Here is an 8695-nt window from a genome sequence, read left to right on the forward strand (position 1 = left end):
CCCACTCCTTCCCATCCCGAACAGGACAGTGAAACGCCTCAGCGCCGATGATAGTGCGGATTCCCGTGTGAAAGTAGGACATTGTCAGGCTATTAATAAAAAAGCCCCCGTCAAATGACGGGGGCTTTTCTCATGTGTGCCCAGCATGGGCGCACTCTTGTCAGCTCTCGTGATCATGATGCCTGCATGACGTGATGCCGCCCTACCGATAACTTCCGTTGCCATTGCAATCCGACATGGAGCATGGCGCTGAAGCGAGGACAGACAAGACGGCGTTGTCGCCGCTGAAGCAGCACTTCGGCGGCTCGCGAAGTTGAGGTCATGAGCGTCGAGGTAGACCCAAGCGGTCGAACCAGGCGCTCGTCAGCATACTGTTGAGGGAAATGCTGAAAAATGCAGCCTGAAATCCTGCGCAGTGCGTTTTCGGAGTGAGACAGACGGCCAACCTGAAAGGTCCAAAGTCACGGTTCGGCGGCCGCCGACTTTCGCCGGCCGTCTGACCGGCAGCACCCATTTTGGACCTGCTGTTCGGTCGGCCGGACCTGGATGTCACTGATGTAATTGATAACCGTCAGACGAAGGTCCTCTGACATTTTTGAGCGTCAGATCGATCTGGCATTGCAGACGCACGAGCGGATGGCGGCAATCTCATGCACGCCCGCTACTCGGCCGCTGTGACCAGCTGGTCAAGCTTACCCGTCAGTTACGTTCACGACCTGCACTCAATGATCCAACCGCCACAAAGCGGTGGCTCATGTACATCGCGACGCATCGCGAGATGGCAACGCCTGTGCGCCGTCCCAGGTGTCGACGCGGACGAACTCGGCCAGCGGGCGGCCCTGTCGCCATGCCAGTTGCTCGAGCATCGGCAAGTCGTAGAAGGTCGGCACGGGCCCCAGGCAAAGCACGGCTACGGGATGTGCTCCGTCGGGCAGTCGCAATGCCTGCGCCAGTGCTTCGGGTTCGAACATCGAGACCCAGCCGAGCCCCAGGTTTTCGGCGCGAGCGGCAAGCCACAGGTTCTCGGTCGCGCAGGCCAGCGAGCACAAGGCCATGTCGCGCGGCATGGTGCGCCGGCCGAACACGGTGCCGTCGTCTGGAGCGAGCACCGCGACCAGCAATTCGGCGCATTCGCGAATGCCTTCGACCTTCAGTCGCATGAAGTCGTCGGCTCGTATCCCCAGTGCCTCAGCGGTCATCATGCGCTCGGCATCGACCAGCTCGGCAATGCGCCCGCGCAAGGCCGTGGCCAGTACTCGAATGAAGCGCCAGGGTTGCATGAGCCCGACCGACGGTGCGCCGTGAGCCGCCTGCAGCACGCGTTGCAACACCTCATCGTGCACGCGAGCAGCGGGCGTGAAGTGGCGCATGTCGCGGCGTGATGCGATCACGCGGTAGAAGCTCGCGCGATCCGTGGCGCTGAAGCGCTCTGCATGGTGGACCGGGGGTGTATTCGATGGCAGCGATTCTTCGGCCGCTTTGAAGTGCGGGCTCAAACTGACCGTCTCACCGATCACGAGCAAACCCGGCCGCGGGCCATAGGCCGGTGCCCGCGCGACCAGGGCCTTCAGTCCGGTTGCCAGCACGTACTGGCCTGCGCGCGCGCCGTCCTGCACGATCGCGGCTGGCGTGTCGGGCGCGAGGCCGTGCGCAATGAGTTGGCATGCGATCGTTGCAATGCGCTCCACCCCCATGTAGAACACCCGAGTCTGGCGTGGCCGTGCCAACGCAGTCCAATCGAAGTCGAAATCGATGCTTCCCTCGGCGAGATGACCGGACAGGAACGTGCACGAGTGCGCCAGGTCACGATGCGTCAGCGGAATGCCCGCCGCCGCCGCACAGCCGTTGGCCGCGCTGACGCCGGGCACCACCTCGAAGCTCAGGCCGGCTGCCTGCAGCGCCTGGACCTCCTCGCCGCCTCGTCCGAAGACATGCGGGTCACCGCCTTTGAGGCGCACGACCCGGCGGCCCTTGCGCGCTTGCTCGATCAGCACCGCATGAATCTGCTTCTGCGACATCACGTGGTGGCCCGAGGCCTTGCCGACGTAGATGCGTTCGGCCTGGGGTGGAATCAGCGCCAGCACCTCGGCATCGATCAGGCGATCGTGCACGACCACGTCGGCGCACTGGATGCGATTCAACGCGCGCACGGTCAAGAGATCAGCCGGGCCTGGGCCGGCACCCACGATGTGGACCATGCCGGGTTTATTCGCGCCCCCGGCACCGATGCCTTCAGCAAGCACCGCCGTCTCCATCGCACACGCTTGCATCGGGTCCACGATGGAACACCAGTTCCTCGACGACGCGCCCGCCGACCAAATGCTCCTGGACGATGCGGTCCATGTTCTCGGGTGTCACGTTGTAGTACCAGACGCCGTCGGGCTGGACGCACAGGATCGGGCCGCCCTTGCACGCGGCGAAGCAGCTCACGCGGCTGCGCTTCACTCGCAACGCACCCTCGTTCAGGCCGGCCGCTTTGAACTTGTCGCCCAGGCTGTCGAACAGCACTTGCGACTGACCGTCCTGGGTGCAGCGCGTGCCGGTGCAGATAAGCAGGTGGCGGCGGTAGTCGCCGATCTTGGGTTTGACAATGGGTTCGTTCATGGTGTGGGTGGGGTCAAAAGCTGGCGCGCAAGGCCAAGCGCAGCGTGCGCGGCTCCATGGGGTGGATCAGACGGCCGTCGATGCCGCTGCCGCCATTGCAGCCGGCGCCATCGGCCCGGGAGCAAGCGGCACCCCAGTATTCGATGTCGTTGGCCCGGCGATCGAACAGGTTGAGGATGTCGAGCGTGACCTGCCACTGGGGCGAGTAGCGATAGCCCAGCTTCAGGTTGGCCGTGAGGGTCGGGCTAGATTGGTGTTCCCCGGTTTCCTCCAGCGCGTACGCGCCGATGTAGCGCAGGCGCAAGCCACCGAACCAGTGGCCGTGCGGATCGGCGCTGAGGCCGAGCGACGCTGACACCGGAACGGCGTTGGGCACATGGGTGCCGCCGTTCACCGCCTGCTTGAACCTTGCGCGCGACCACGCGAGGTCGGCATCAACAATCAACCAGTCGTTCGGGGTGATGTAGTTCGACCACTCGAACCCGACACGACGCGACGCGCCCTTGGGTTCGGTCACACCTTCGTCGCCGATGAACACCAGCTCCGATTGCAAGTCCATGCGCCACAGCGCAAGGCTGCTGCTCCAGCCCCGAAGCGGCACGGTGCGCAAGCCCACCTCGGCTCCTGTGGCTTTCACCAGAAGCGGCACCCTGTCGATGGGGCTGCCGTCGTTCGGGTTGTTAGCGGCGGTGGTGCCGCGCGCATCATTGCTGTGGAAGCCATGGCCCCAGTTGGCGTACAGCTCGGTCTTGTCGAAGGGGCCGTTGGCGAAGGGTCCAAGCACGAGGCCCAGCTTGGGACTTGCTTGGCTGGCGCGAACGTCGCCGCCATTGTTCAGGTTGAACATGCCGGCGAGCGGATCGACGCGTGCGCGCAACTGATCCCAGCGCAAGCCGGCCATGCTGCGCAGCCATGGGAGCCACTGTGTCTTGACCTCGCCGTACAGGCCCACAGCGGTTTCCGTGATGGTGTCTTCGCGCACGGTATTTGTGCGTTCGCGTGCCACGGTGTCGTAGAGACCGACCTTGGCGATGCGATCGTGACGCAATTGCAGGCCCAGCGTGGCGTCGGTGTCGCGCCAGGCGGAGCCGAGCTGCCAGGTGCGCGACAGTGCGCCGCCCCAGACGACACGCTGGTCGGCCTGCTCGTGCTGATCGCCCTGCGGCCCGGTCATGTAGCCCGAGGGGTTGGAGAACAGGTTCAGGCCGTAGTCGATGACATAGGCGTTGGCCCGCGTGCTTTGGTCCTCGGCACTGCGGACCCACTCGCCCGACAGGCCGTAGCGATGCGTGATGCCGCCATCGTCCGCCGCCAGTGCGCCATAGCGTCCGATCTCGCCGGAAGTGATCGCGCGTTCGGGCACGTGCTCAGTGGCGGTCCAATCAGCCTTGTATGCCATTGCGGTGAGCGCAAAGCCGTTGTCGGCGGTTCCTGACGACAGCCGCAACACAGCGTTTCGCTTATGCAGGTTTTCCGGCTGGTCCCAGGGGCCGTTGTTGCCCGCCAACTCGAGGGCGCCCAGAAGCTTCATCTCGCCGTCGGTGCCGAGCGTTCGGCTGCCCGCGGCGACCAGGCGACGATAGGCATGCGCGCCCAGGCTCAGATCGACCAGCGAAGAGGGCAGCTCACGCTGATAGTCGATGCGCGCCGAGCCGGTGGTGGCGAAGTCCCTGTCTTCGGCGGCGTAGACGCCCTTGCGGTAGTGAAGGCCGGCGATCAGCTCTGGGATCAGGAAGTTCAGGTCCATGTAGCCCTGCCCATGCCCGTGGCTCACCATGTTCACCGGCATGCCCAGGAGGGTGGTGGCGAAATCGCTCCCGTGGTCGAGGTTGAAGCCGCGCAGGAAGTACTGGTTGGCCTTTCCGTCGCCGGAGTGCTGCGTCACGGTCATGCCAGGCACGGCCTCCATCACTTCGGCCGGGCGCAGCAGTGGGCGGTTGGCGAGCTGTTTGGCCGTCACCGTGCCTTCAGTGGCCGAGTCGGCCACGCCGATCAGGCCACTGCTGCCAGTGACGACCACGGTCTCCAGTGTCGAGGTTTGCACGCCGCCCGCGAGGGCAGTGATCGGTAGCAGGCTGCAGAGGCAGCCCGCGGTCATCCACGACAAGGCCGAGGCAGCGGCCCGTATCGAAATAGCTTGGTTCATGTTCGTAGACTCAAGAGGGCGCGACCGGTCCGTGTCCTTCATGGCGGGAGCGTGGGGACGGCCGGCGATTTTTCGTTAGCGGTATGGCTGGGAATAGCTTCCCTTTGTTCAGGCTGTACGCGCTCCTGTTCCTGTCGTTTCCGTTTCCCGTTCCCGTTCCCGTTCCCAATCCCGTTCGGGCTGAGGTATCGAAGCCTTAACCCGCGGTAAAGGGCTTCGATACCTCAGCCCGAACGGATTAGGGGAAGATGTTCAGGGCAATGTCCGGACTCGGGGTTGTTCAGGCCAATGTCCTAAGCCTCGGCTTCTTCGGGGGCGTCTGCGGCCGAGGCTTCGAGTGGTTCGTTCAAGGTGGCGCGGATGTAGTCCACCGGCAGACGATGGCGTTCGGCCAGCGTCTCGATGCTGTCCCCCGCCGCGTGGTCGGCGATCAGGTTTTCCAGCCAGCCATTCAGGCCCGTGGACAGAGACCGCCCGGGCCGCTCGCCGTCGCGCGTGCTGCCGCCGTCTTGCATGTCGTACTTGTTCGCGTAGCCGCGTGGCGTGACCATCAGGCCGTGCTGCACGATGGTGTTGCTGTTGCCGATCAGTACCGTGCTCAGCATGCCGATGTCGCACTCGCTCATCCGGTCCAGCGTCGTGAACTCGATGCGCTCTCGGCGCCGGTAGGCGCTCTTCACGACAGCCACCGGCGTGTCGGCTCGCCGATGGCGCAGGAACAAACGTTGCGCCTCGACGATCTGTCGCGTGCGCCGGCCGCTCTTGGGGTTGTACAGCGCGACCACGAAGTCGGCATACGCGACCGCATCGAGCCGTCGCGCGATGGTGGGCCAGGGCGTGAGCAGGTCGCTCAATGAGATGGCGCAGAAGTCGTGCGTCAGCGGCGCACCCACGCGCGCCGCGCAGGCGTTGAGTGCCGAGGCTCCTGGCACGATCTCGACTTGCACCGGGTCCTCGGGTGTCCAGCCGGCTTGGAACAGCACCTCGTAAGTCGGCCCGGCCATGCCGTAGACGCCGGCATCGCCGGACGAGATCAGCGCCACTCGTTTGCCCGCGCGTGCAGCTTCAAGCGCACTCTCCGCGCGGTCCAGTTCCTCGGTCATGCCCTTGCGGATCACCTCCTTGCCTTCGAGCAGGTCGGCGACGAGCTTGATGTAGGTGACGTAGCCGATGACGGTATCCGCTTCGGCAATGGCATCGCGGGCGCGCTGGGTCATGTGCTCGACGCTGCCGGGGCCAATGCCCACCAGCATGATCTTGCCTATCGGTGGTGCTTCGCTGGCGTGTTCGGGGAGCATGCTCATGTCTTGGCCCCCAACATCAAGGGCTGCAACCAGCGCTGGAACACGAGTCCGCACCCCGCACCAAGCCCCGCCCACAAGGTCAGCGCGATGACGCCGGTGACCCAGATGAAATGCGCGCCGAGCTTGTGCAGCTGAGCTTGAGCGTCGGCACTGAAACCAGCCGCCGGGTCACCTGCAAACTGCGGCGCGCCCCATATGAACGGCACGGCCAGCCAGGCCGCTGAAGCGAGCCAGCGCCAGCGCGTGCGCAGCGAGGCCGCGCTTGCGCAAGCCAGCACCGCGCAGCCTGCGGCCAGCAGCCACCAGCCCTGGCGCGAGCCGAGGCTGGCCGCGTCCATGCCGGGGACTTCGGCCGGCAGCCCGAGCGAAGGCCAGAGGTGCAGGCTGAGCCAGCCCGCGGCTGCCACGACGAAGCTCAGGCGCAGCGGTGCTGGCGTGGCACCTCGGCGCCACACCCACAAGCCCATCACAGCGAACATCAGCAGCGCGAGGCTGAAGACGTGCAGCAGGTTGGCCACCCAGGTCCAGGTCGTGCGCTCCAGACCGTCGGTAGGTGCCCAGTCATGGCCGGCTTCGGTGTGCTCATGGGCTTCATGGGATTCGGCATTGGCATTGGCAGTGGCATGGTCGTGGTCGTGGTCGTGGTCGTGGTCGTGGTCGTGGTCGTGGTCGTGGCCATGACCCACGGCCGCGACCGGTGCCACCTTCTGCGCCTCGAAAGTTTCGGCGGCCAGGATGATGGGCACTGCCTGCCACTGCTGCAACGCGGTCTGCACGCTGCCGAGAAGTACGGCGACGGCGAGCGCGCCCCAGATCAGCCGTTGGAACAAAGCCATCGCAAGGCTCCTTCAGTGGCAAGGCCTGACGGTGACGTGACGCACGTCATGCGCCGCGTTATGCGCGACCGGGCTATTGGCAAAGGCCACACCGTAGAACAACACCAACCCGAGCGCGGCGGCGGCGGCCAAAGGGCGCAGCACGGCGTGGCGGGCATCGGCCATCGGGGCGGAGGGGGCGTGGGTATCGAGCATCGAGATCGGGTTCATCGAAGGTTCCTTTCAGGGTCGGGATAGCGGGGAAATGAAATCGGGGGCGCAGCGCGCAACGGACACGGTTGCGTTCTTGCCGTCTGCGTCACGCAGCTTGTGTTTTTCGACGAGCAGGTTGCTGACATCGGTGCCGGCGGCCAGCAACGCTGCTGCTTCGCTGACCGAGGGCGTGCCTGTGTATCGGCGTACCGTCTCCGATGGGTTGGGCACCGAGACCGCAGCCAGTTGCTCAGGCCGGTAAAAGGTGATCGCCCAGCCGTGCTGTGCGGCCAGCGCGAGCAGTCCGGGCTCGTCAGCCTTGAGCGTGATGCTGGCGACCGCAACCACATCGCTGAACTCGGCCTGCGCGAGGACCAGCGCTTCGGCCACGGTGCGGGCGAGGGTGCCGGTGGGGGTGCCACGGTCACAGCCGATGCCCAGCGCGAGCCTGGGGGACGGCTCGGAATGACTTTCCGAGTTCGTCAGGCCCCACACTCCACCCGTTCTGGCTGACCCTTCGACTGGGTTCCGGACAAGGTATGCCTGCGGCGTATCGAAGCCCTCCACAACCGCGGGTTGAGGCTTCGATACGCCGGAAGGCGTCCCCTGTTCTGAGCTTGTCGAAGGGTCAGTTCGAACGGACTCTGGGAAGTTATTCCGAGCCGCATCCTTGAATGCCACAGTCTTCATGCGGCAGCGGGAATCGGCGGCCGGTACACCACCAAGCGCTCGTGAAGTTGCTGCCAGCGTGCGTCATCAACCTCGGCATGCGTGATCCACAGCACTGCCTTGAATCGGCTCAGGTCGACGTCGTCAAATCGCTCGAAGCGCTGGATGTTCGCAGGCAGCGGGGAGGGCCGCGTCCACCAGTTCGGGCTGCCGGCTTCCTGCACCACGGCGATCGGTTCGCCGTTGACCACATGGGCCGAGACGCGGGTGATGTTGAGCTTCGGGGCTTCGACGGTCCATCCCAGTTCGCGACCCAGGATGTCCACGGGGATGGTCTTGCCAACGTCGGACGCGGTGGTCAGAACCGGCGTGGCGCCAATCAATGCGGCCACTTGCTCAGCCATTGCATTGGCCCCACCCACATGGCCCGACAACACCGGGATGACGAACTGCCCCGCGTCGTCCACCACCAGCACGCCCGGGTCTTCGTCCTTGCTCTTCAAATGCGGCGCGATGAGGCGCACCACCGCACCGAGTGACACGAAGAACACGATCTGGTCAAAGCGCTCGAAGAGGCCGCCAATCTCGTCCTTGAACGCGCCGGCGTAGGTTTGCACCGGGTTGGGCAGGCCTTGCATCGCCTCGGCGAACTTGGCCGCCACGCACACGCTGGCAAAGGGCAGGGCGCGTGCGAGCTGCGCGGTTTGCTGCGCGCCGTGTTTGGTGATGGCGACGATGACGACGCGGACGGGGTTATCGCTCATGCGCTCTCTTCCTCTTCTTGTTCGGGTTGATTGATGTCAGGCGCGGTGGTCTTCTTGAGACAGCCTTTGATTCGCTCACCGCGCACGCGCTGCGGGTTCTTCACGATCATCAAAGACAGGTAGCTGACTTTCTGGCCGCGCAGGCTGAGCAGGTTTGTCACCACCCGCTCGTCCGGCGCG

General features: G+C 65.0%; 8 protein-coding genes, 1 rRNA gene and 1 pseudogene. 1 reads left to right on the forward strand and 9 read right to left on the reverse strand.

From position 1 onward, the window contains the following. A 5S ribosomal RNA gene (rrf, locus tag AC30NL_RS20375) occupies positions 1-90 on the forward strand; the annotation flags it as partial. Positions 91-752: 662 nt separating this feature from the next. Here the strand turns inward: rrf and cobA are convergent. The 9 genes and pseudogenes from cobA to AC30NL_RS20420 form a co-directional block, all read right to left on the reverse strand. Beyond that, positions 753-2270, reverse strand: coding sequence for a uroporphyrinogen-III C-methyltransferase (cobA, locus tag AC30NL_RS20380; RefSeq protein WP_489465814.1), 1518 nt, complete (start codon positions 2268-2270; stop codon positions 753-755). Next, positions 2233-2604, reverse strand: a complete 372-nt coding sequence (locus AC30NL_RS20385) for a (2Fe-2S) ferredoxin domain-containing protein (RefSeq protein WP_489465808.1) — start codon at positions 2602-2604, stop codon at positions 2233-2235. Before AC30NL_RS20385 ends, cobA begins: the two co-directional genes overlap by 38 nt. Positions 2605-2617: 13 nt before the next feature. Further along, complete coding sequence (locus tag AC30NL_RS20390; RefSeq protein ID WP_489465809.1) at positions 2618-4750, reverse strand: TonB-dependent receptor; 2133 nt, start codon at positions 4748-4750, stop codon at positions 2618-2620. Between the two features lie 293 nt (positions 4751-5043). Continuing rightward, positions 5044-6054 (reverse strand): precorrin-3B C(17)-methyltransferase, encoded by a 1011-nt coding sequence (gene cobJ / locus AC30NL_RS20395; protein WP_489465810.1) that lies wholly within the window; start codon positions 6052-6054, stop codon positions 5044-5046. Beyond that, positions 6051-6890 (reverse strand): CbtA family protein, encoded by an 840-nt coding sequence (locus AC30NL_RS20400; protein WP_489465811.1) that lies wholly within the window; start codon positions 6888-6890, stop codon positions 6051-6053. Before AC30NL_RS20400 ends, cobJ begins: the two co-directional genes overlap by 4 nt. A 12-nt stretch (positions 6891-6902) precedes the next feature. Beyond that, a complete protein-coding gene (locus tag AC30NL_RS20405; RefSeq protein ID WP_489465812.1) occupies positions 6903-7100 on the reverse strand; it encodes a CbtB domain-containing protein in 198 nt (65 codons plus the stop codon). A 12-nt stretch (positions 7101-7112) separates the two neighbouring features. Then, entirely contained in the window at positions 7113-7568 is a 456-nt protein-coding gene (locus tag AC30NL_RS20410; RefSeq protein WP_489465815.1) for a cobalamin biosynthesis protein, read from the reverse strand. A 200-nt stretch (positions 7569-7768) separates the two neighbouring features. Next, the gene (locus AC30NL_RS20415; protein ID WP_489465813.1) at positions 7769-8515 is read right to left on the reverse strand and encodes a cobalamin biosynthesis central domain-containing protein; all 747 of its coding nucleotides are present in this window, start codon (positions 8513-8515) and stop codon (positions 7769-7771) included. Further along, a pseudogene (locus tag AC30NL_RS20420) lies at positions 8512-8695 on the reverse strand (precorrin-2 C(20)-methyltransferase); the annotation flags it as partial. The pseudogene AC30NL_RS20420 and the gene AC30NL_RS20415, both read right to left, overlap by 4 nt.

It is taken from the genome of Rhizobacter sp. (assembly GCA_021153565.1).
GTDB lineage: Bacteria > Pseudomonadota > Gammaproteobacteria > Burkholderiales > Burkholderiaceae_C > Albitalea.

Excerpts from the sequence above, each read along its gene's own strand:
- AC30NL_RS20415 (WP_489465813.1), bottom strand. The coding sequence starts at position 8,515 with ATGAGCGATAACCCCGTCCGCGTCGTCATCGTCGCCATCACCAAACAC.
- AC30NL_RS20400 (WP_489465811.1), bottom strand. The coding sequence starts at position 6,890 with ATGGCTTTGTTCCAACGGCTGATCTGGGGCGCGCTCGCCGTCGCCGTA.
- cobA (WP_489465814.1), bottom strand. The coding sequence starts at position 2,270 with ATGCAAGCGTGTGCGATGGAGACGGCGGTGCTTGCTGAAGGCATCGGT.
- AC30NL_RS20385 (WP_489465808.1), bottom strand. The coding sequence starts at position 2,604 with ATGAACGAACCCATTGTCAAACCCAAGATCGGCGACTACCGCCGCCAC.
- AC30NL_RS20390 (WP_489465809.1), bottom strand. The coding sequence starts at position 4,750 with ATGAACCAAGCTATTTCGATACGGGCCGCTGCCTCGGCCTTGTCGTGG.
- AC30NL_RS20405 (WP_489465812.1), bottom strand. The coding sequence starts at position 7,100 with ATGAACCCGATCTCGATGCTCGATACCCACGCCCCCTCCGCCCCGATG.
- cobJ (WP_489465810.1), bottom strand. The coding sequence starts at position 6,054 with ATGAGCATGCTCCCCGAACACGCCAGCGAAGCACCACCGATAGGCAAG.